General features: G+C 68.1%; 18 protein-coding genes and 1 tRNA gene. 9 read left to right on the top strand and 10 right to left on the bottom strand.

All coding sequences use genetic code 11. The annotated features are described in order from the left end of the window. Positions 1-69: 69 nt before the first annotated feature. Entirely contained in the window at positions 70-1,743 is a 1,674-nt protein-coding gene (locus H6900_12650; GenBank protein MCC0074127.1) for a sulfatase-like hydrolase/transferase, read from the bottom strand. 19 nt (positions 1,744-1,762) lie between these two features. Continuing rightward, a complete protein-coding gene (locus H6900_12645; GenBank protein ID MCC0074126.1) occupies positions 1,763-2,644 on the bottom strand; it encodes a LysR family transcriptional regulator in 882 nt (293 codons plus the stop codon). 361 nt (positions 2,645-3,005) lie between these two features. Between H6900_12645 and H6900_12640 the strand changes: the two genes are divergently transcribed. The 7 genes from H6900_12640 (at position 3,006) to H6900_12610 (ending at position 13,026) form a co-directional block, all read left to right on the top strand. Beyond that, on the top strand, positions 3,006-3,764 hold the full coding sequence (locus H6900_12640) for an IclR family transcriptional regulator (protein MCC0074125.1): 759 nt from the start codon (positions 3,006-3,008) through the stop codon (positions 3,762-3,764). A gap of 9 nt (positions 3,765-3,773) precedes the next feature. Continuing rightward, positions 3,774-7,616, top strand: a complete 3,843-nt coding sequence (locus tag H6900_12635; protein MCC0074124.1) for a hydantoinase B/oxoprolinase family protein — start codon at positions 3,774-3,776, stop codon at positions 7,614-7,616. 63 nt (positions 7,617-7,679) lie between these two features. Beyond that, positions 7,680-9,254 carry an ABC transporter substrate-binding protein gene (locus H6900_12630; protein MCC0074123.1) on the top strand — a complete coding sequence of 525 codons (1,575 nt, stop codon included), beginning with the start codon at positions 7,680-7,682 and terminating at the stop codon, positions 9,252-9,254. Between the two features lie 69 nt (positions 9,255-9,323). Further along, positions 9,324-10,331, top strand: a complete 1,008-nt coding sequence (locus tag H6900_12625; protein ID MCC0074122.1) for an ABC transporter permease — start codon at positions 9,324-9,326, stop codon at positions 10,329-10,331. After that, complete coding sequence (locus H6900_12620) at positions 10,328-11,215, top strand: ABC transporter permease (protein MCC0074121.1); 888 nt, start codon at positions 10,328-10,330, stop codon at positions 11,213-11,215. Before H6900_12625 ends, H6900_12620 begins: the two co-directional genes overlap by 4 nt. A 1-nt stretch (position 11,216) precedes the next feature. Next, positions 11,217-12,239, top strand: coding sequence for an ABC transporter ATP-binding protein (locus tag H6900_12615; GenBank protein ID MCC0074120.1), 1,023 nt, complete (start codon positions 11,217-11,219; stop codon positions 12,237-12,239). Further along, on the top strand, positions 12,232-13,026 hold the full coding sequence (locus H6900_12610) for an ABC transporter ATP-binding protein (GenBank protein ID MCC0074119.1): 795 nt from the start codon (positions 12,232-12,234) through the stop codon (positions 13,024-13,026). Before H6900_12615 ends, H6900_12610 begins: the two co-directional genes overlap by 8 nt. Before the next feature lie 138 nt (positions 13,027-13,164). Here H6900_12610 and H6900_12605 read toward each other — a convergent pair. Then, positions 13,165-13,239, bottom strand: a tRNA-Gln gene (locus H6900_12605). 232 nt (positions 13,240-13,471) lie between these two features. Here H6900_12605 and H6900_12600 point away from each other — a divergent pair. Both H6900_12600 and H6900_12595 read left to right on the top strand, forming a co-directional pair. Further along, positions 13,472-13,831: a hypothetical protein gene (locus H6900_12600; protein MCC0074118.1), complete on the top strand. Its 360-nt coding sequence runs from the start codon at positions 13,472-13,474 to the stop codon at positions 13,829-13,831. A gap of 27 nt (positions 13,832-13,858) precedes the next feature. Next, positions 13,859-15,025 (top strand): NAD(P)/FAD-dependent oxidoreductase, encoded by a 1,167-nt coding sequence (locus H6900_12595; GenBank protein ID MCC0074117.1) that lies wholly within the window; start codon positions 13,859-13,861, stop codon positions 15,023-15,025. Here the strand turns inward: H6900_12595 and H6900_12590 are convergent. The 7 genes from H6900_12590 to H6900_12560 all read right to left on the bottom strand — a co-directional run bounded on the left by H6900_12590 (position 15,022) and on the right by H6900_12560 (position 20,697). Then, on the bottom strand, positions 15,022-15,660 hold the full coding sequence (locus H6900_12590; protein MCC0074116.1) for a 5'-methylthioadenosine/S-adenosylhomocysteine nucleosidase: 639 nt from the start codon (positions 15,658-15,660) through the stop codon (positions 15,022-15,024). The two genes, H6900_12595 and H6900_12590, sit on opposite strands and share 4 nt — an antisense overlap. After that, entirely contained in the window at positions 15,657-16,070 is a 414-nt protein-coding gene (locus H6900_12585) for a hypothetical protein (protein MCC0074115.1), read from the bottom strand. The genes H6900_12590 and H6900_12585 overlap by 4 nt, the downstream gene beginning before the upstream one ends. A 24-nt stretch (positions 16,071-16,094) precedes the next feature. Continuing rightward, complete coding sequence (gene ilvN, locus H6900_12580) at positions 16,095-16,655, bottom strand: acetolactate synthase small subunit (protein MCC0074114.1); 561 nt, start codon at positions 16,653-16,655, stop codon at positions 16,095-16,097. Between the two features lie 90 nt (positions 16,656-16,745). Further along, positions 16,746-18,503, bottom strand: a complete 1,758-nt coding sequence (locus H6900_12575; GenBank protein ID MCC0074113.1) for an acetolactate synthase 3 large subunit — start codon at positions 18,501-18,503, stop codon at positions 16,746-16,748. A gap of 313 nt (positions 18,504-18,816) precedes the next feature. Further along, positions 18,817-19,677, bottom strand: a complete 861-nt coding sequence (locus tag H6900_12570; GenBank protein MCC0074112.1) for an arginyltransferase — start codon at positions 19,675-19,677, stop codon at positions 18,817-18,819. Positions 19,678-19,801: 124 nt separating this feature from the next. Beyond that, positions 19,802-20,236, bottom strand: coding sequence for an RDD family protein (locus H6900_12565; protein MCC0074111.1), 435 nt, complete (start codon positions 20,234-20,236; stop codon positions 19,802-19,804). Further along, on the bottom strand, positions 20,233-20,697 hold the full coding sequence (locus tag H6900_12560) for a YbaK/EbsC family protein (GenBank protein ID MCC0074110.1): 465 nt from the start codon (positions 20,695-20,697) through the stop codon (positions 20,233-20,235). The genes H6900_12565 and H6900_12560 overlap by 4 nt, the downstream gene beginning before the upstream one ends. Positions 20,698-20,739 lie beyond the last annotated feature (42 nt).

Below are 20,739 nucleotides of genomic sequence, written 5' to 3'. Positions count from 1 at the left end.
AAAAGTCCGGCGCGCGCCGAAAAAAGCGGCGCGCGCCCGGGGTGGAACCGTCGCGATCCTTTGCCCCGCTCAGCCGCGCGGGCGATGGTCGGCCGCCTTGCGCCCGGTGTAAAAGGCGCTCTGTTCGGCGGGCGCGGCGGATTCGTCCACGATGCCGATGAAGATGCCCTTGCCCTGCGATTCGCCGCGCGCGGCCATGATCGCCCCGTTCGAGCGCGTCTGCCGTTGCGACTGGCGCCGCGCCCAGGCGAAAAGGTGTTCGTAGAGCCCCTCGATCACCTCGGCGTGGCCCTCGGAGGCGCCCAGATCGACCAGTTCCTGCGGGTCCTCGACCAGATCGAACAGCACCGGCCGCGCGCCGTTCTCGAAATGGATCATCTTCCAGCGGTCGTCGGCGACCATGAACATGCGCGCCTCGTCGGGATGCAGGTTCATCCGGCCGGCGGCGGGGCTCATCGACCAGTCGTATTCGCAGATCGCCGCCTTGCGCGTGGTTGCGCGCGCGGTGCCGTTCAGGATCGGGCGCAGCGAGTGCCCCTCGAGGATGTGGTCCAGGTCCTGCGCCTTGCCGCCGGCGACCTCGACAAAGGTCGGCAGCAGGTCGATCTGTTCGATCAGCGCGTCGCAGGTGGTGCCGCGGGTGGCGTCGGCCTCGGACGAGGGGTCGTAGACGATCAGCGGCACCTTCACCGAGGTGTCGTGGAAGAACATCTTTTCGCCCAGCCAGTGGTCGCCCAGATAATCCCCGTGATCCGAGGTCAACACGATCATCGTGTCCTGCATCCGGCCGGTGTCTTCCAGATGCTGGAACAGCCTGCCCATCTGGTCGTCGATCTGCTTGATGAGGCCCATGTAGGCGCGCAGGACCTTGTCGCGGATGTCGTCGCGGGCAAAGGCATTGGCCACGGGCGCGTTCATGAAGGCGCCCAGCACCGGGTGGTCGGTTTCGCGTTCGGCCTGGGTGCGGACCACGGGCAGGAAATCCTGCGGGCCATACATCGCGTGATAGGGCGCGGGCACGACATAGGGCCAGTGCGGCTTGATCAGCGACAGGTGGCACAGCCAGGGCTGATCGCCGCGCGAATCGATGAACGCCATGCCGCGCCGGGTCATGTAGGGGGTTTCGCTGTCTTCCTCGGCGATGTTCGCTTCCTGGTCCGAATTGCTCAGGAACCAGCCCGACAGCACGTTGCCGTCGTCATCCAGCCCCGAGTTGGCGAAATCGTGCCAGGGGTTGTCCGAGACATAGCCCTTGGTGCGCAGATAGTCGTTATAGGCCAGGGCGCCGCGCGGATCGTAGAAGCCGGCCGGCCCCTCGCCACGCAGGCCGTCGTCGCGTTCCCAGACGTCGAAGCCGCATTCCGACAGCCGCGCGCCGATCACCGAATCGGGTTCGAGCCCCAGACGCTTCATCCCCTCGGCGTCGGCGGCCATATGCGTCTTGCCGACCAGCCAGGTCTCCATCCCCAGGGCCCTGAGGTGGTCGCCCATGGTCATCTCGCCGACCTTGAGCGGCACATTGTTCCAGGTCGCCCCGTGCGAATGCACGTAGCGGCCGGTGTAACAGCTCATCCGGGACGGGCCGCACAGCGGCGACTGGATGCGCGCGTTGGTGAACCGCACCCCCATCGCCGCGAGCCGGTCGATATGCGGCGTCTTCAGATGCGGGTGGCCATAGCAGGACAGATAGTCCCAGCGCAGTTGGTCGCACATGATGAACAGAATGTTCTTGGCTTTGGCCATCGGGTCCTCCGGCGGGCGTTCAGGTCAGGGTGGCGGCGGTTTCCGCCAGGCGGTCCAGAAACCACGACAGCCCGGCATCGGACTGGCGGGCGCGGTTGAACTGGGCGTGCACGTGGATCGCCGGCGCGTCGGGCAGGGGGGCGACGGCCAGCGGACGACGGCGGCACAGAAGGCGGGCGTAGAGTTCGGGCACCACCGCCACGCGGGCGCTGCCCTCGATCAGGTCGGGCACCTGGGTGAACTGGGTCACGACGATTTCGGCCCGGTCGAGCAGACGCGCGGCACTGTGGTGTCCCAGCCCGCCGCGGTGCCGCCGGGGCGCCCCCAGCCGCGCCGCCACCACCGGTCGCCCCGGCGCGGGCGCGCCCTCGGCGGGATCATAGAGCAGCGCGTAGCGATCTTGCAGCAACAGGCGGTTCGATTGCTCGGGCGTCAGGAATTCCTGCGGCATGATCTGGACATCGGCCTCGCCGGTTTCGACCATCGCCCAGTTGCCGGGCAGCAGCGGCAGCAATTCCAGCCGCAGATGCGGCGCGCGGCTGCGAACGGCGCGCATCATCGGGGCGAACAGCAGGTCGGTCAAATGGTCGGCGGCGCTGACGACGATGCGGCGCGCGCTGGTCGCCGGATCGAAGGGTCCGGCGCCCAGGGTCATCGCCTCGGCCTCGGCCAGAAGGCGCGCGGCGGATTCGGCCAGGTCGAGGGCGCGCGCGGTCGGCACCATGCGGTGACCCGAGGGCACGAACAGTTCGTCACCGAACTGGTTGCGCAACCGCTGCAACGCGCCCGAGACCGCCGATTGCGACATGTCGAGCTGGCGCGCGGATTCCGACACGCTGCCGGTTTCCAGCAGCTTGCGAAAGGCGACAAGCAGGTTGAGGTCGAAGCCGTTGAAGCGCATCGGGTCGGAAAATTCTATCGATCTGCACGATACCTATGGCTGACGATTTCGTTTTGTCAATGAGACGAGACACCGCCGCACACCGGCCGCGGTTGCGCCCTTCGGCGGTCGGCCGCGCCGGGGGCCCGCCCGCCGCGCGGCCAGTGATTCGCCCGACCGCAAGGGCGCAGCGGGCCTGTTCACCCGGTGGCGCGGTTGTCGGCGCGGCCGGGATTTATCGTTCATTTTCAGTGCAGAATTTTGCGATCGGCCGGCGCGCCCGGGTGACCGCGTGCGCGACCCGTTGACAGCGCGACCCCGGATTGTTCATAGTCGCATATAGCGGGACCATGGTTCCATATTTTGCAACTTTAGGCAAGAGATGTCGATACTCAACTCCGCCGCCAATGTCCTGCGCTGCTTTGGTGCCGATTGCACCGAATTGACGGTGATGGACACGGTCGAACGGCTGGGTATCCCCAAGAGCAACGCCTCGCGTCTGCTCAGGGCGATGCGCGACGCGGGGATGCTGGAAACCATCGGCAAGACCAAACGCTACCGGCCGGGCGTGCTGGTGCTCGACGCGGCGATCAGTTACCGCCGGTCCTCCAGTCTGGTCGAACGCGCGGCCGAGGTGGTGGCACGGATCAGCGCCCAGACCGGGCACACCGGCTATGTCAGCAAGCTGATCGGCACCGAGATCGCCGCCGTGACCGACCATCCGGGCACCCATGCGCTGCGCGTCGTGTCGAACATCGGCCGCCGCCTGACGGCGCATGGCAGCGGCACCGGGCGGGCCTTGCTGGCGCTGAAATCGGATGCCGAGGTGCGGGCGATGTTCCCGGACGGGATTGTGCCGCCCTCGGACCTGTCGCCGCAGACCCTGGACGAGCTGTTCGAACGGCTGACCGAGGTGCGGCGCACGGGCGTGGCCTTTTCGGGCCAGGAATCGACGCGCGGTGTCGATGCCCTGTCCGTCGCCGTCGAAGATGCGGAAACCGGCGAGGCGGTCGCGCTGTGCATCGTCTACCCGGCGGCCCTGGCCTCGGCCGAGGACCGGACAACCATCGAAACCCTGTTGCTGGACGGAGCGGCCGAAGTGACCGGCGTCCTGGGCGGCAGGACACCCAGGAAAAGGTGAGACACGGACATGAACGAAGCAAGCAGTGCGGCGCGGTGGCGGGTCGGGTTCGACATTGGCGGCACGTTCACCGACTTCATTCTCTATGACGCGGTCGAAGGCGCGGTGACCCTGCACAAGCGCCTGACCACGCCGCACGATCCCGCCGAGGCGGCCTTGATCGGGCTTCAGGAACTGGTCGCGCTGCGCGGCATCGCGCTGTCCGACGTGGGCGACATGGTGCACGGCACGACGCTGGTCACCAATGCCGTGATCGAGCGCAAGGGCGCGAAACTGGGCCTGATCACCACCCGGGGGTTCCGCGACATCCTTGAGATGGGGACCGAGCAACGCTACGACATCTATGACCTGTTCGTGGAATTCCCCGATCCGCTGGCGCCGCGCGACCGGCGCATCGAGGTGTCCGAACGCCTGACCGCCGAGGGCGCGGTGCTGACCCCCCTGGACGAGGCCGGCGTCACCGCCGCCGCCAGGTCGCTGGCCGCGCAGGGCTGCGAGGCGATCGCGGTCGCGTTTCTGCATTCCTATGCCAACCCCGCCCACGAACGCCGCGCGGCCGCGCTGATCCGCGCCGCGGTTCCGGGGGTGTCGGTGTCGATCTCGTCCGACGTGGTCGCCGAGATGGGCGAATATCAGCGCACCGTGACGACCTGCGCCAACGCCTATGTGCAGCCGCTGATGGACCGTTATCTGAAACGGCTCGAGGCTGACCTGCGCGCGCGCGGTTTTGGCGGTGCGCTCAGGCTGATGCATTCGGCCGGCGGGCTGGTCTCGTTGGCGACGGCGCGCGAACTGCCGATCCGTCTGCTGGAATCGGGTCCGGCGGGGGGCGGGCTGGCGACCGCGCTGTTCGGCGATCTGGCCGGGCGGGCGGACGTGATTTCCTTCGACATGGGGGGCACCACGGCCAAGGCTTGCATGATCGAGGACAACCGCGCCGAGATCGCGCCGATGATGGAGGCCGCGCGCGTCCATCGCTTCACCAAGGGCTCGGGCCTGCCGATCAAGGCGCCGGTCATCGACATGATCGAGATCGGCGCGGGCGGGGGCTCGATCGCGGCGCTGGACGAGGTCGGGCTGCTCAAGGTCGGGCCGCATTCGGCGGCCTCGGACCCGGGCCCGGCCTGCTACGGGCTGGGCGGGCTGCAACCCACCGTGACCGACGCCAACCTGGTGCTGGGCTATTACGACCCCGGCTTTTTCCTGGGCGGGCGCATGACGCTGGACCTGGACGCGGCGCGCCGCGCGGTGGCCCGGGTGGCGACCCCGCTGGGCCTGACGATCGAGGAGGCCGCGCTCGGCATCCACAAGGTCGTGGCCGAGAACATGGCGGCCTCGGCCCGGGTGCACCTGATCGAAAAGGGCAAGGACCCGCGCCACTACGCGATGGTGGCCTTTGGCGGCGCCGGGCCCGCGCACGCGGTCAACGTCGCCCGCGCGATGGGCGTGGCCGAGGTCATCATTCCGCCGGCCTCGGGCGCGGCCTCGGCGCTCGGGTTCCTGGTGGCGCCGCTCAGCTTCGAGGGCGTGCGCTCGCACCGGGTCGAACTGTCCGACGATTTCGACGCCGCGCCCCTGAACGCGCTGTTGCAGGACCTCGAGGTCGAGGGCCGGGGCCATCTGACGGCCGCCGGGGTCAAGGCGTCCGACATCACGATCGAGGTTCACGCCGACATGCGGCTTGTGGGGCAGATGCACGACATCTCGGTTCCGCTGCCGGCGGGGCCGGTGGCGGCCGAAAGCCTGCCCGCGATCCGCGAGGCCTTTGCCAAGGCCTATGAGGCGCGCTACACCAAGGTCTTCGAGGGCGCGCGGATCGAGGCCGTGACGTTCCGGCTGCGCTGCGTCGGTCCGCAGCCGGCGATCTCGGTCAAGGGCGCCGTTGGCGGTGCCGGGGTCGAGGGGCGCGTCAAGGGCCACCGCCGCGCCTGGTTCGGGGACGGTGCCTTTGACGCCACGGTCTATGACCGTTACGCGCTGGTGCCAGGCGACCGTTTCGACGGCCCGGCCATTGTCGAGGAACGCGAATCCACCACCATCGTCGGCCCGCGCGACCGGGTTCGGGTGGATGACGCGCAGAACCTCTGCATCGAGGTCGCCGCCACCCAGGAGGCCGAGACCCGCATCACCGCCGGCATGAGCCGCGACGATGCCGTTCGCGTCATCCAGGCCGATCCCATCGGGCTCGAGATCATGTGGAGCCGGCTGGTCAACGTGGTCGAGGAAATGTGGCAGACCGTGTGCCGCACCGCCTTTTCGCTGGTCATCTCCGAGGCGCAGGATTTCGCCTGCGAATTGCTGGACCCCACCGGCGAGACACTGGCCCATTCGCCCCGCGCGATGCCGGTCTTCAACCTGACCTTGCCGCGCGCGGTCAAGGCGCTGCTCGAACGCTACCCGGCCGAGACGCTGAAACCGGGCGACGTGCTGTTGACCAACGATCCCTGGCTGTGCGCCGGGCACCTCTTCGATATCGCCATCGTCACGCCCGCCTTCCGCAACGGCCGGCTGGTCGGGTTGATGGGGACGGTTGGCCATGTGTCCGACATCGGCGGCACCAAGGATTCGCTGAAGGCGCGCGAGATCTACGAGGAAGGCCTGCAGATCCCGCCGATGAAACTGTATGACGCGGGCGTGCCGAACGAGACGCTGTTGCGGATGATCGCGCAGAACGTCCGCAACGGCGCGCAGGTGATCGGCGACATCCAGTCCTTCGTCACCGCGAACGTGATCGGCGCGGAACGGCTGGAAGCGTTCATGGGCGAATACGGGATGGAGGATCTGGGCGCGCTGGCGCAGGTGGTTCAGGACCTGTCCGAGGGCGCGATGCGCGACGCCGTGCGCGCCATTCCCGACGGCACCTATACCGGCACGATCACCAACAACCCGCTGGGCACGTTGATGACCTATCCGGTGGCGATCCGGGTCCAGGGCGACGCGATGGAGATCGATTTCGACGGCGCGCCGCCTCAACTGGCGCAAGGCGGGCTCAATTCGACGCTGAACTATACCGCCGCCCATGCGACCTATCCGTTGAAGTGCATGTTGACCCCCAAGGTGCGCGGCAACGCCGGCTGCTACCGTCCGTTCACCGTGAAGGCGCCCGAAGGCTCGATCCTGAACTGCACCTACCCGGCCTCGGTCAACATCCGCACCCGCACCGGCTGGTATCTGGCGCCCAACATCTTCCAGGCGCTGGCCGAGGCCCGTCCCGGCGACGTGCAGGCCTTCACCGGACTGGCCGTCGCCTCGACCGTCTATGGCCAGGATGCCGACGGGGCGTTCTATTCCGACATGCTGTTTTGCGGTGGCGGGCAGGGCGGGTCCGAACGCGGGGACGGGCATTCCGCGCTGCTGTGGCCGACCTCGGCGGCGAACACGTCGATCGAACTGATGGAAAGCCGCGCGCCGATCCTGGTCGAGGAAAAGGCGCTGGTGGCCGATACCGGGGGCGCGGGGCGTCACCGGGGCGGGCTGGGCCAGCGCGTGGTGTTCCGCAAACTGGTCGCCGACGGCCGCATGACCCTGGCGTCCGTGTTCCCCGAGGGGGTGAACAACCCGATCCCGGGCCTGTTCGGCGGGCAACACGGCGGCATGGCCAGCGGCAAGGTGCTGGCCTGCGACGACACGCTGATCGAGGATTGCGGCACCGGCAAGCTGGTCGAACTGCACACCCCCGGCGAGCGGGTCGAACTGATGCTGGGCGGGGGCGCCGGGTATGGCGATCCGTCCGAACGCGATGTCGCGCTGGTGCAGCGCGACCTTCGGCTGGGCTATGTCACCCGCGATTATGTCCGCCGTTTCCATCCTTCGGCCCTGACCGCCCCACCAGAAATGGCGGCAACGGCCTGAGACCCGACCACCCGATCCCGGCCGGTGCCGACCCGGCCGGTCTTACCCAACATGGAGACCCGAATGTCCACGATCGACCTGAAAACCCTCTCGCGCCGGAGCTTCCTGGCGCTGTCGGGCGCCGGCCTGGCCGCCGCGACCTTTCCGAAAGAGATGTTCGCCCAGTCGGGCCGCAACATCCTGGTGATTGCCTCGGGGCAGGATATCCCGAACTTCGATCCGCACACCGCGACCGGCTATTCCGCCAGCTTCTTCCTGCGCAACACCTATGACCCGCTGGTCCGCGTCGCCGGCAACCCGCCAGAGCCCGTTCCGGCCCTGGCACAAAGCTGGGAGGTCAGCGGCGACGGCAAGACCTATACCTTTGCGCTGAACCCCGACGCGGTGTTCCACGACGGTTCGCCGGTCACCGCCGAGGACGTGATCTTCTCGTATCAGCGGGCGCTCAGGCTGGCGCGGGGCAACAGCTGGATGATCCGCGGCATCGTCGATCCCGACGCGATCACCGCCCCCGACGCCCGGACCGTGCGCTTCGAACTGGCCAGCCCCTTTGCGGCCTTCCTGCAGGTCATTCCGTGGATCTTCATCGTCTCGAAGGCCCAGGCCGAAGCGAACGCCGGCAGCGACGACAGTGCCGCCTGGCTTCAGGCGAACGTCGCGGGCTCGGGTCCGTTCACCGTCCGCCGGACCGAGGCCGGCGCGCTCTATCACCTGCAACGGGCCGAGACCGCCTGGCAGGCGAACGGCGGCAACCTGGATGGCGTGATCTGGCAGATCGTGCGCGAAACCTCGACCCAGCGGCTGATGTTGCAACGCGGCGAGGTGCATATCGCCGTGGACCTGACCAGCGAGGACATGGACGCGCTGGAAAACGCCCCCGGCGTGGTGCGCGTGATCGAACCGGAATACCGCACCTTCTCGATCAAGATGAACACCGAACACGGGCCGATGGCCGACATCAACATGCGCAAGGCCGTGGCCTATGCGATGAACTATCAGGCCATGCTCGAAGCCTCGGGCTATGCCGAACTGATGGTCGGACCGCTGCCCACCGGCATCCTGGGTCACAACCCCGACCTGGCCGTCTATCGCCAGAACCTGGACCTGGCGCGCGAACATCTGGCGATGACCGCCACGCCAGAGGGCGGGATCACGCTGCGCATGGTGCATGTGAACGGCCTTGAGCAGCAACGCCGCTGGGCGCTGATCCTGCTGGACAGCCTGCAGGCCCTGAACATCCAGCTGGACATCACGCCGATGAACTGGCCGGACATGGTGGCCGCCTGCCAATCGCCGGAAACCTTCCCCGACCTGTTCCCGGTCTACCAGACCGCGAACTACGGCGATCCCGACAACATCGCCTATGCCGCCTATCATTCGTCGCGCAATGGCGGCTGGCAGAACGCGGTCTACCACAACCCCGAAGCCGACCGCCTGATCGAGGCCGGCCGCACCGAGATCGACCCCGTCCGCCGGGTCGAGATCTACTATCAGCTTCAGGACCTGCTGGTCGCGGATTGCCCGGATATCTTCGGCGTCCTCGAAAAGCGGCGCCTGGGGATGCGCGACACCGTGCAGGGCTTCCACTTCACGCCCGTTGCCTCGAACGCGATCGAGGCCTGGCCGCTGTCGCTGTAACCCTGTCCGGTCCGGGCGCGGCGCTCCCCCGCGCCCGGTCTTTTTCCTGCAAGACGAGGCCCCGACACGATGCTGCGGTTCATCCTCAGGCGGATCCTGCTGGTTCTGCCGGTGCTCTTCGGCCTCACGGTCATCATGTTCGTGATTGCCCGCGTGCTGCCGGGCGACCCCGTGGCGCTGGCCGCCGGTCCCAACGCGACCCGGGCCGAGATCGCCGCGCTGGCGCAGGAGTTCGGCCTGGATCAACCGCTCTGGGTGCAATACGCAACCTATCTGGGCGGCCTGTTGCACGGGGATTTCGGCACCTCGATCTTCACCCGCCGGCCAGTGGCGCAGGATCTGGCGACCTATTTGCCGGCGACGCTGGAACTGGTGCTGGCGGCGCTGCTGCTGGCGATCGTCGTCGGCATTCCCGCCGGGCTGATGGCCGCCGTCTGGCGCAACCGCTGGCCCGACTACCTGTCCAACATCCTGAGCGTGGCGGCGATCTCGATGCCGCGCTTCTTCCTGGGTCTGCTGCTGCAACTGTGCTTTGCCATGTGGCTGATGTGGTTGCCGCTGGGCGGGCGGTTTCCGATCATCTTCGACCCGCCGCACACGGTCACCGGGTTCTACACCGTGGATGCGCTGATCCAGGGCGACTGGGAGGGGTTCTTGACGGCCGCCCGCTACCTGGCCATGCCTGCCATCGCCATGTCGCTGTCGCCCCTGGCGACGATCCTCAGGATGATGCGCGCCTCGACCATCGAGGTGATGCACCAGGACTATGTCACCACCGCCCGCGCGCTGGGTCTGTCGCCCCGGTTGATCGTGTTCAAATACGTCCTGAGAAACGCGATTTCCTCGTCCCTGACGGTGATCGGTTTGTATTTCGGCTGGCTTCTGGGAGGCACGGTGCTGGTGGAAACGGTCTTTGACTGGCCGGGAATCGGGCTCTACGCCACGCAGGCAATCGTCGCGCAGGACTTCATGCCGGTGGTCAGCGTGGCGCTGGTGATCGGCGCGCTGTTCATCTCTGCCAATATCGTCATCGACGTGCTTTACGGCGTCATCAACCCGAAGGTCCGCTACCAATGACCGAGGCCGTCCAGGACACCCGCCGCAGCGCCCGGGCCGAGGCCCTTCACCGCGCGCTCTATCGCTTTCGCCAAAGCCGCCTGTCGGTGGTCGGTGCGACCATGGTGGCGATCGTGCTGTTCTTCACGCTGTTCGGCGGGCTGCTGGCGCCATACCCCGAGCACGTGATGGGCGGCGTCGATACCGCGCACCGTTTCGCCCCGCCGTCGCTCGCGCATCCGTTCGGCACCAACGAACTGGGGCAGGACGTGCTGTCGCTGGTCATGGCGGGCACGCCGGTGTCGGTGGCCGCGGGCTTTGCGGTGGTCTTTGTCGGCACCGTTCTGGGGGTGATCGTCGGCGCGCTTGCGGGCTTCAATGGCGGCTGGATCGACGACGTGCTGATGCGGTTCTCCGACCTCATGCTGACGATCCCCAGCCTGATCCTGGCGATGGCGGTCGCCGCCGCGCTGGGGCCGGGGTTCGTCAACATGATCGTCGCCATCGCGCTGGCCTGGTGGCCGGGCTATGCGCGCCTGGTGCGCGGCGAGGTGCTGCAAGCGCGCGAGGAGGTCTATGTCGCCGCCGCCCGCGCGATCGGCGCCAGCCCGGCGCGCGTGCTGTTTCGGCATATCCTGCCCAACATCGTCTCGCCGGTGATCGTGAAGATGTCGCTCGACATGGGGTTCGCGATCCTCACCGTCGCGGCGCTGGGGTTCATTGGCATCGGCGTCCGCCCCCCGACGCCGGAATGGGGCACGCTGCTGTCCATCGCGCGCGGCTACATGCCCGATTTCTGGTGGACCGCGGTGTTCCCCGGCATGGCGATGTTCCTGGCCGTGTTCGGTTTCAACCTGTTGGGCGACGGTCTGCGCGACGTGCTCGACCCGCGTGCGAGGCGTTGAGATGACGGCGTTGCTGGACATTCGCGACCTCAACCTGTCGATGCATTCCTTCGAGGGCGCGGCCCGCGTCCTGGCAGGGGTGTCGCTCAGGGTGAACAAGGGCGAGATCTGGGGCCTGGTCGGCGAGACCGGCTGCGGCAAGTCGGTGACGGGGCTGTCGGTCTCGCGGCTGCTGCGATCCCCGCCGGCCGAATACACGGGCGGCCAGATCCTGCTGAACGGCACCGATGTGCTGACCCTCGACGAGCGCCGGATGCGCGGGCTGCGCGGGCGTCGCGTGGGGATGATCTTTCAGGACCCGACGACCAACCTGAACCCCGCGTTCCGCATCGGCACGCAACTGATCGACGTGGCCCTGGCCGCCGCCCGCCACGACCCCGCCATTCTGAACCTGACCGCCGGGGCCGGCCGCCGCGCCCGTCACGCCGCGGCGCGCAAACTGGCCATCGCGATGCTGACCGAGGTCGGTATCCCGGCCGCCGAATCGCGGCTCGATGACTATCCGCACCAGTTCTCGGGCGGGATGCGGCAGCGCGTGCTGATCGCCATGGCGCTGATCGGGCGGCCGGATCTGCTGATCGCCGACGAGCCGACGACGGCGCTGGACGTGTCGGTGCAGGCGCAGATCCTGACGCTGCTGAAACAGATGGTCGCCGCGCATGACATGGGCGTGGTGCTGATCACCCACAACCTGGGCGTGGTGGCACAAACCTGCACCCATGTCGCGGTGATGTATGCGGGCAGCATCGTCGAACAGGGGCCGATCCGCGCCGTTCTGGGCGATCCGGCGCATCCCTATACCCAGGCGCTGATGCGGGCCATTCCCTCCCGCGACGTGGCCCGCGGCGCCTTGCAGGGGCTGGCGGGCGCGGTTCCCAACCTGGTCCATCCGCCCGCGGGCTGCCGCTTTGCCCCGCGCTGCGCGCTGGCGCGGCCGTCCTGCGCGTCCGACCCCGCGGTGCACGAGCGCGCGCCGGGGCACCGCGTCGCCTGTCCCGTCGTCGAGGAGACCCGCCATGCTTGAGATCGAGGGCGTCTCGCGCCTGTTTCCGGCGCGCCGGGGCATGTTCGGCACAACCGCCGGGGTGCGCGCGCTGCACGAGGTCAGCCTGTCGGTGCGCCGGGGCGAAAGCTTCGGGTTGGTGGGGGAAAGCGGGTCCGGCAAGACCACGTTGACGCGCCAGATCCTGCGTCTGGACACGCCCACCTCGGGCCGCATCCTGTTCGAAGGGCAGGACATGGCGACCCTCAGCCCCGCCGCGCTGCGCGCGCTCAGGGCGCGGGTGCAGATCGTGTTCCAGGACCCCTATGCCTCGCTCAATCCGCGCATGTCGGTGCACGACATCGTCACCGAACCCATGCTGATCCACCGCCGGACCCTGGGCCTGGATCGTCGCCAGCGCACCGAAAAGGCGGCGGAACTGCTGGATCTGGTGGGCCTGGGGCCGCAGCACCTCTACCGGCATCCGCACGAATTCTCGGGCGGACAGCGCCAGCGCATCTGCATCGCCCGCGCGCTGGCGCCCGGACCCGCGCTGGTGCTGCTGGACGAGCCGACCTCGGCGCTGGACGTGTCGGTGCAGGCGCAGGTCCTGAACCTGCTGATCGACCTGCAACAGCGGCTGGGGCTGACCTATTTCTTCATCAGTCACGACCTGGGCGTGATCCGCTATGTCTGCGACCGCGTGGCGCTGATCTATCGCGGCGAGATCAAGGAACAGGGTGAGACGCAGCGCGTATTCGACGCGCCCGAAAGCGACTATGCGCGCAGCCTTCTGGCCGCCATGCCCGAGGTGCGCGTGCCGGATTGACCGGCCGCGCCAGGGCGACACATCCGGGGCGAGGGGCAACCCTCGCCGTTTTCATGCGCCCCGAACGAGACCCGGAAACCACGCGGCCCGACGCGCGGACCCTGTCCCAAGCGTCTGTTTTTCCTGCTGAACTTGAGATGGCTGGGGCGGTAGGATTCGAACCTACGGTACACGGTACCAAAAACCGATGCCTTACCACTTGGCCACGCCCCAACTGCGGCGGTGTTTACCCAAGTGACTTGGGCACTGCAAGGGGGGAGTTGGAAAAAAGTTCCTCGCGATCCCCGGTTGCGCGCGGGCCACGGCGCACTTGCTTGCAAGCGGGGGGCGTGGCCCGATTCCCGGGTGTTTGAACCCACCGGTTTTCCCCTGACGGCCGGCATTTCCGGCGCGCTCCTCGGGGCCGCTTCGCGCGCATCAACCGTTTGCCCAGCTCTATGCGGATGTGACCCGCCACTGGCTGGAACGGCTGGCGCACCACGCCGGGGGCGCCTTTGCCCATCAAGTGAGTCCCCCGTTTCATCCGCTCTACGCCGCGCGCGTCCTCGGCTGTCGTGAGACCCCGCTGCACCGGATCGCCCCGAAGGCGCGCGGCTGGCGCGGGTGGTGCCGGGCGCGCGCGCATACGCATTTCGATCTTGGCGAAGCCCTGTTGCGCGCCGAGGCACCGGCCGGCGTCACGCTGACCCAGGTGCCACGCGCTGGCCCCGTCACGCCGGGTCTGGTGCCGGTGCTGCATCATTGGCGGCTCAGCGGCGACCACCGCGCGAAGGCGGTGCTTTCCGGCGGGCGTGACAGGGTGTAGACCCGGCGCGCAGCGGTGGAGGCGGCGATGGACTGGGATGTGATCGTGCTGGGCGCGGGCGCGGCGGGGCTCATGGCCGCGATCGAAGCGGCACGCCGGGGCCGACGCGTGCTGGTGCTGGACCACGCCCGCGCGGCCGGTGAAAAGATCCGCATCTCGGGGGGCGGGCGGTGCAACTTCACCAATCGCGACATCGCGCCCGAGCGTTTCCTGTCGGCCAATCCGCGTTTCGCGCTGTCCGCGCTCAGGCGGTTCACGCAGAACGATTTCATCGCCCGGGTGAACCGCGCCGGAATTGCCTGGCACGAAAAGACGCTGGGCCAGCTGTTTTGTGACGGCTCGGCCCGGCAGATCGTGGACCTGCTGCTGCGCGACCTGGCCGAGGCCGGTGGCGTGTTGCGGCTGGGGGTGCGGGTCGATCGCGTGCACCCCGGCTTCACGGTCGAGACCGGCCAGGGCCGTCTGAAAGCGGCCTCGGTGGTGGTCGCAACGGGGGGCAAGTCGATTCCCAGGATGGGGGCCAGCGGCTTTGGCTATCAGGTGGCGCAGGACTTTGGCCTGCCGCTGGTGGAACCGCGCCCGGGGCTGGTGCCGCTGACCTTCACCGACGGACAGCTCGACGCGATGCGACCGCTGGCCGGGGTGACGGTGCAGGCGCGGGTGGGGCTGGACGGCGCCAAAATCGCCTTTGACGAGGGGTTGCTGTTCACCCACCGGGGCCTGTCGGGGCCGTCGATCCTGCAAATTTCCAGCTACTGGCGCGAAGGGCAGGCGATCCGCGTCGATCTGGCGCGCGGGCGCGACATCGCCGCCGAAGCCGCGCAGGCGCGCGACGCGCGGGGGCGCCAGGACCTGGCGAATGCCCTCGATCTACCCGAGAAACTGGCCCGCGCCGTGGTCGAGCGCGCGGGCCTGAGCGGCAAACTGGCCGAACAATCCAGGGCGGGTTTGCAGCGGCTGGGCGACGCGCTGCACCGCTGGCGGCTGGTGCCTGCCGGAACCGAGGGCTGGCGCACCGCCGAGGTGACGCTGGGCGGCGTCGATACCGCCGCGCTGGACGCGCGCACGATGCAGGCGCGCACCGTGCCGGGGCTATACTTCGTGGGCGAGGTGGTGGACGTCACCGGCTGGCTCGGGGGTTACAACTTTCAGTGGGCCTGGTCCTCGGGGTGGGCGGCGGGGCAGGACTGCTAGGCCAGCAATCCCGCCGCCAGCGCGTCGGTCAGCGTGTCCACGGCCTGGGCCAGCTTCTCGTCGATGATGTGCAGATAGGCCGTCCAGTCGTGCAGGCCCGTCAGCTCGGCGTGCCCGTCCGAGATGCCGCGCAGCGCCATCAGCGGCCGGTCCACGCCCATGCAGGCGCGCAGCACGGCAAAGGTTTCCATGTCCACCATGTCCTGGGCGATCGTCGCGTAGGCGGGGCCCGAAACGACGGTCGCGCCGGTGGACAGGGTGGCCTCGGGGATGCCGGGCAGACGCAAGGGCAGGGGCAGCACGGCGGGCAGGTCCAGAAGCGGCGTGGTGCCCCGCTCGAACCCCAACGCCGAGGCGTCGATGTCGCGCCAGGCGACGTGGCTGGCCTGGTAGAGACCGCAGTGATCCAGCCGCGCCGATCCCGCCGATCCCAGCGACACCACGAGATCGGGCAGCGTCCCGCCATGGGCCAGGCGCGCCAGCGCGCGCGCGGTGCCGATCGCGGCCTCGATCGGGCCGATCCCGGTAATCAGGGGCGTGATGCGGGCTTGCAGATGGGGGCCGAATTCGGCCGGGGCCGCCATGACGAACAGCACGTCGTGGCCCGCCAGTCGGGTCAGGGGCGGAAGGGTCATCGCGGCCTCAGGATGCGGAATGCCAGGGACGACAGCGCCGCGACGCCAAGCGCCAGCACCAGGGCGACCAGTGTCGCGCGGCGGCGTTGCAAGGGGATCTGCGGCATGCAGGCCAGCGTCGGCGGGTCGCCCTCGGTCAGCGCCATGGCAAGGATCGCGCCGTCATGGACCGCACAAAGAGAGGCCGGCGGGTGCGCGACCTCCAGCGTGACAGGGCCGCGCCCGGGCAGATCGACCAGCACCTGCACGCGGCTTTCGGCCAGCATCCCCGGCGCGGGGGGGCGAAAGCTGCGCGCCAGCACCCGCGCGGTGGTCGGCGTGCCAGGGGGCGTTCGCTGCGCGATCCGCACGGTCTGCCAGGCGGCCACGCCGGTCAGCACCAACGCCGCCGCCAGCGCCGCACCGGTCACATAGGGCAGGGCGCGGCGCAGGGGTCAGACGCCCCTTGCAAGCGCCGCGACGCCGGTGCGGGCGATCTCGGTCAGTCCCAGGGGGCGCATCAACTCGGCGAAGGCGTCGATCTTGGAGGGCGCGCCGGTCATTTCGAAGACGAAGCTTTGCAGCGTCGAATCGACGACATTGGCGCGGAAGATCTCGGCCAGGCGCAGGGCCTCGATCCGCGACTCGCCCTTGCCGGCGACCTTGAGAAGGGCAAGCTCACGCTCGACCGCGTGGCCTTCGACGGTCAGGTCGTGGACCTCGTGCACGGGCACCATGCGGCCGAGCTGGGCCTTGATCTGTTCGATCACCTGCGGCGTGCCCGTGGTGACGATGGTGATGCGCGAGCGATGGCCCTGGTGGTCGGTCTCGGCCACGGTCAGGCTTTCGATGTTGTAACCGCGCCCCGAGAACAGCCCGATCACCCGCGCCAGAACGCCCGGTTCGTTATCGACGATGACCGCCAGCGTGTGGCTTTCGATCACCTCGGCGTGGGGATCGCGAAGTTCATAGGCCGAATGCTTGGACGAGCCTTGCGAGATTTGAAGCGGAGACATGGCAGACCTCAATGCGGGAGGGAATGGGCGGGGAGGCGGCGCGGACCCGCGTCGCCGCCACGACACGGGGCCGGTGGGGGCTGCCGGGCGTCAGACCAGCGCGCCGCCCGCGCCCTTGATGGCGTTGCGCACATCGCCGTCGGGCAGCAGCATGTCGTTGTGCGCATTGCCCGAGGGGATCATCGGCAGGCAGTTCTCGTGCTTTTCGACCAGACAATCGAAGATGACCGGCCCCTCGTAGTCCAGCATCGCGCGGATCGCGTCGTCCACCTCGTCGGGGTGGGTGGCGCGGATGCCCTTGCACCCAAAGGCCTCGGCCAGCTTGACGAAATCGGGCAGCGATTCGGACCAGGAATGCGAATAGCGTTCGCCGTGCAGCAGTTGCTGCCACTGGCGCACCATGCCCAGGCGCTCGTTGTTCAGGATGAACTGCTTGACCGGCGCGCGGAACTGCACGGCGGTGCCCATCTCCTGCATGTTCATCAACCAGCTGGCCTCGCCCGCGACGTTGATGACCAGCGCGTCGGGGTGCGCGATCTGCACGCCGATCGACGCCGGCAGACCGTAGCCCATGGTGCCCAACCCGCCCGAGGTCATCCAGCGGTTCGGCCCGTCGAAATGCAGGAACTGCGCGGCCCACATCTGGTGCTGGCCGACCTCGGTCGTGATGTAGCGATCGCGCCCGCGTGTCAGCGCCTCGAGCCGTTGCAACGCGTATTGCGGCTTGATGATGCTGGTCGAGCCCTTGTAGGCCAGACAATTCACGGCCTTCCATTCGTCGATCTGTTTCCACCAGCGGGCCAGCGCCTCGCGATTGGTCTTGCGGCCGCGCGATTTCCAGATCTTGAGCAGATCTTCCAGCACATGGCCCACGTCGCCGATGATCGGCAGATCGACGCGGATCACCTTGTTGACCGAGGACGGGTCGATGTCGATATGCGCCTTGCGCGAGTCGGGCGAGAAGGCGTTGACGCGGCCGGTGATGCGGTCGTCGAACCGCGCGCCGATGTTGATCATCAGGTCGCAGTCATGCATCGCCATGTTGGCCTCGTAGAGACCATGCATCCCCAGCATCCCGATCCAGTGCTTGCCGCTGGCGGGATAGGCGCCCAGGCCCATCAGCGTCGAGGTCACCGGAATCCCCGAGGCGTCGGCCAGTTCGCACAGCAACTGGCAGGCTGCCGGGCCCGAATTGATGACCCCGCCGCCGGTATAGAGAACCGGACGTTCGGCCTGTTCGATCAGCTCGACCAGTTGGGTGATCGCCTCGATGTCGCCCTTGACGCGGGGCTGGTAATGCTGCGTGCGCGCCTTTTGCGGCGGGATATAGGTGCCTTCGGCGAATTGCACGTCCTTGGGGATATCGACCAGCACCGGCCCCGGGCGACCCGAGGTCGCGACGTGGAACGCCTGATGGATCGTGTCGGCCAGGCGGTTGGGATCCTTGACCAGCCAGTTGTTCTTGGTGCAGGGGCGGGTGATGCCGACGGTGTCGGCCTCCTGGAAGCCGTCGGTGCCGATCAGGAAGGTCGGCACCTGGCCCGACAGCACCACGACCGGGATCGAATCCATCAAGGCGTCGGTGATGCCCGTGACCGCGTTCGTCGCCCCCGGCCCCGAGGTCACCAGCACCACCCCCGGCTTGCCGGTCGAGCGCGCGTAGCCTTCGGCCATGTGCACGGCGCCCTGTTCGTGGCGCACCAGAATGTGGCGGATCTCGTTTTGCTGGAAGATCTCGTCATAGATCGGCAGGACGGCGCCGCCGGGATAGCCGAACACGACCTCGACACCCTGGTCCTTGAGCGCCTGAACGACCATCTTCGCACCCGTCATCTGCGAAGGCGCCATCTGCTGGGACATGATCTTCTCCACCTTGGTCTCGTGCCAGCCTTTGACTCAGACCGGCCGTTTGGGCAACAAAAAACCCCCTGTCAGGGGGGCAGCGGGGGACGTCGGTGCAGGCTCAGGCCTGTCCGTATGGTCCCCCGGAACTGATAAGTACAGCGGACATCCGCCTCTCCTCGTGTTCGCGGGGACATTACGTCCGCCGCACAGCAGCGTCAACCGGGCTGAGCGCGGGTTTCGAACCATTTCCCGCGATTTTCTTTGCAAATATTGCGCGGCAGGGTGTCGCAGCGCAAAAATCGCAAAGCAGACGCGATCAGCGCACCGATCTGCCCCCTGATTCGGCGGGCGGCAGGGTGATCGCGGCGACCTGCTCGGTGATCGGTCGCACCGCCAGCGGGTGCAACTGGCGGTCATAACCGGCGGGATCGCCCAGGTCCTGCCACGCGCCCTCGCGGTAGACCTCGAGCGCGCCGAACCGCGCCTTGTAGGCCATCTTGGCGCTGCCCGGCACCCAGTAGCCCAGATAGACGTATGGCAGGCCGGCCTGCCGCGCCAGGGCGACGTGATCGAGGATCATGTAGGTGCCCAGCCCGTCCTTGATGCGGTCGGGGTCGTAAAAGGAATAGACCAGGCTCAACCCGTCATCCAGCACGTCGGTCAGGCAGACCGCCACCAGGCTGCGCCCGGATCCCCGGCCCTTGCGCGTGCTGCCGTCGGGGCGCTCGGTGTATTCGATCACCCGCGAGCGGACCGGCGTTTCCTCGATCATGGCTGCGAATTCGAAGATATCCATGTCCGCCATGCCGCCATCGGCATGCCGGCTGTCCAGATAGCGGCGGAACAGCGCGAACTGTTCGTCGGTGGCCCAGGCGCTGGTGGCCTCGCGGTGCAGATGCGCGTTGCGGTTGGCGGTCTTGCGCTGACTGCGCGTCGGGGCGAAATCGGCCACCCGGATACGCGCCGACAGGCAGGCCGCGCATTCCGAACAGGCCGGCCGATACAGCACGTTCTGCGAGCGGCGAAATCCCTGTTTCGACAGCGTATCGTTGAGCGCGCGCGCGCCGTCGCCGGTCAACGCCGTGAACAGCTTGCGTTCGCTCTGCCCGGCCAGATAGGGGCAGGGCTGTGGCGCCGTGACGTAGAATTGCGGTGCGATGGGCAGCGTATGGCGCATGGTGGGCGCCCCGTCCTTTCCAGTGCTCGGCGTGATCCGACGCGCCCTGATCCCTTGCGCATCGTGGTCACGTTAGCAAGGCCGACCCCGTCCGCCAAGTCCCGTGTTCATCCGCGCCGAGGCGTCATCGTTCGACATAATCGTTGAGGATGGTGGTCCCCAGAATCCAGTCGTTCAGCCCCTGGCGATAGGGCGTCGTCAGCATCATCGCGACCGAGGCGATCTGCACCGGAAACACGATCATCGACCCCGAATAGAGCGCCGAGTGCCACAGGCACAGGGTCGAATCCGGGCGCCGGCCATCGAGACGGCGCAACCGCACCGCGGCGACCAGCATCCCGGCCGTCGCACCATAGCGGGTCAGCATCACCGTGCGATAGGCGACCGCGATGACCGCCCAGACCAGCGGAAACACCAGGGCCGCCAACCCCAGCGTCAGCACGATGACCAACAGCGTCAGCAGCGCCGTCACCAGCAGGTCGATCACCCAGGCCAGGAACCGCTTGGCGATGAGATGGTCGTAAAAGGCGGGGTCGTCTTCGGGGTGCGGCAGGCTCATTGCGTGAACGCGGCCTCGTGCGCGCCGCAGGCGGCGAACAGCGCGCCCGGGTCCACCGAAAAGACATGGTTCGGCGTGCCCGCGGCCGCGTAGACCACGGGGAAATCCTTCAGCCGCGGGTCGGCGAAGATCGCGGGCGCGCTCAGATGCCCCAGCGGCGCGACGCCGCCGATGGCGAAGCCGGTCACCGCGCGCACCGTGTTGGCATCCGCCCGTTCCAGCGGTTCGCCAGCGAGGGCCGCCGCCTTGTCCAGGTCCAGCCGGTTGCCGCCGGCGGTCAGGAACAGATAGATCGTGCCGCTCGTGCCTTGAAAGATCAGCGACTTCACGATCTGGTCCAGCGCGCAGCCGCAGGCCGCGGCGGCCTCGTCGGCGGTGCGGCTGGGGCCGGGGTTCAGGATCTCGGCCTCGAGGCCCGCGTCTTCGATGGCCGCGGCCACGCGTTTCAGGGATTTGCTCATGGATCGCTCCGGTTTCCTGCCAAGATGGGCGCGGGCCGCGGG

Source organism: Rhodobacter sp., assembly GCA_020637515.1.
In the GTDB taxonomy this organism is placed as follows: domain Bacteria; phylum Pseudomonadota; class Alphaproteobacteria; order Rhodobacterales; family Rhodobacteraceae; genus Pararhodobacter.
This window is presented reverse-complemented; position numbering and strand designations above follow the sequence as displayed.

Bases quoted from the DNA above. Each gene is read 5' to 3' on its own strand.
- H6900_12650 (MCC0074127.1), bottom strand. From the start codon at position 1,743: ATGGCCAAAGCCAAGAACATTCTGTTCATCATGTGCGACCAACTGCGC.
- H6900_12645 (MCC0074126.1), bottom strand. From the start codon at position 2,644: ATGCGCTTCAACGGCTTCGACCTCAACCTGCTTGTCGCCTTTCGCAAG.
- H6900_12640 (MCC0074125.1), top strand. From the start codon at position 3,006: ATGTCGATACTCAACTCCGCCGCCAATGTCCTGCGCTGCTTTGGTGCC.
- H6900_12635 (MCC0074124.1), top strand. From the start codon at position 3,774: ATGAACGAAGCAAGCAGTGCGGCGCGGTGGCGGGTCGGGTTCGACATT.
- H6900_12630 (MCC0074123.1), top strand. From the start codon at position 7,680: ATGTCCACGATCGACCTGAAAACCCTCTCGCGCCGGAGCTTCCTGGCG.
- H6900_12625 (MCC0074122.1), top strand. From the start codon at position 9,324: ATGCTGCGGTTCATCCTCAGGCGGATCCTGCTGGTTCTGCCGGTGCTC.
- H6900_12620 (MCC0074121.1), top strand. From the start codon at position 10,328: ATGACCGAGGCCGTCCAGGACACCCGCCGCAGCGCCCGGGCCGAGGCC.
- H6900_12615 (MCC0074120.1), top strand. From the start codon at position 11,217: ATGACGGCGTTGCTGGACATTCGCGACCTCAACCTGTCGATGCATTCC.
- H6900_12610 (MCC0074119.1), top strand. From the start codon at position 12,232: ATGCTTGAGATCGAGGGCGTCTCGCGCCTGTTTCCGGCGCGCCGGGGC.
- H6900_12595 (MCC0074117.1), top strand. From the start codon at position 13,859: ATGGACTGGGATGTGATCGTGCTGGGCGCGGGCGCGGCGGGGCTCATG.
- H6900_12590 (MCC0074116.1), bottom strand. From the start codon at position 15,660: ATGACCCTTCCGCCCCTGACCCGACTGGCGGGCCACGACGTGCTGTTC.
- ilvN (MCC0074114.1), bottom strand. From the start codon at position 16,655: ATGTCTCCGCTTCAAATCTCGCAAGGCTCGTCCAAGCATTCGGCCTAT.
- H6900_12575 (MCC0074113.1), bottom strand. From the start codon at position 18,503: ATGGCGCCTTCGCAGATGACGGGTGCGAAGATGGTCGTTCAGGCGCTC.
- H6900_12570 (MCC0074112.1), bottom strand. From the start codon at position 19,677: ATGCGCCATACGCTGCCCATCGCACCGCAATTCTACGTCACGGCGCCA.
- H6900_12565 (MCC0074111.1), bottom strand. From the start codon at position 20,236: ATGAGCCTGCCGCACCCCGAAGACGACCCCGCCTTTTACGACCATCTC.
- H6900_12560 (MCC0074110.1), bottom strand. From the start codon at position 20,697: ATGAGCAAATCCCTGAAACGCGTGGCCGCGGCCATCGAAGACGCGGGC.